This is a genomic window from Ligilactobacillus salitolerans (assembly GCF_003864415.1).
Lineage (GTDB): Bacteria > Bacillota > Bacilli > Lactobacillales > Lactobacillaceae > Ligilactobacillus > Ligilactobacillus salitolerans.
On the sequence record NZ_BFFP01000102.1, the window covers coordinates 1 to 531 of the forward strand.

Sequence of the window (531 nt, forward strand, 5' to 3'; positions counted from 1 at the left end):
TTTATTTGGTGACGGGCAAAACAGATCTACGTAAAGGAATTGATGGTTTAGTTGCTGTAGTCACTGATGAATTTGCTCTCGATCCTTTTCAAAATGCTTTGTTTCTTTTCTGCGGCAGTCGCAAGGATCGCTTTAAGGGTCTGCTTTGGGATCAAGATGGTTTTCTGCTGTTATATAAACGTTTTGAAAACGGCCGCCTGCAGTGGCCGACTAATCAAGCTGAAATGCGGCAATTGCGACCAAAGGAACTGAGAAATTTGCTTCAAGGTTGGTCCCTGGATGCGACTATCCATAAATATGACCCAAGGTCACTTCAACAGACAAAATAACCAAGCGGTTTAGTTTTCCACAGGTGGAAAACTAGGCTGCTTTTTCCCTTATCCACAGCTTAAAATCTTTGGATGAAATCTGCGCTAAACCGTGCTATGATTGCTTTTGAAATCATCAGCCGCTTGGCTGATCAAAAGACGGTGAATGGGTATGGATGAACAAAAATTAATTGCACAGTTAAGATCCGAAAATGAAGAACTA

At 41.6% G+C, this 531-nt stretch carries 1 protein-coding gene; it reads left to right on the top strand.

From position 1 onward, the window contains the following. A partial coding sequence (tnpB, locus tag LFYK43_RS12245; RefSeq protein WP_148095634.1) for an IS66 family insertion sequence element accessory protein TnpB occupies nucleotides 1-329 on the top strand: 329 nt, incomplete at its 5' end. Between the last annotated feature and the right edge of the window lie 202 nt (nucleotides 330-531).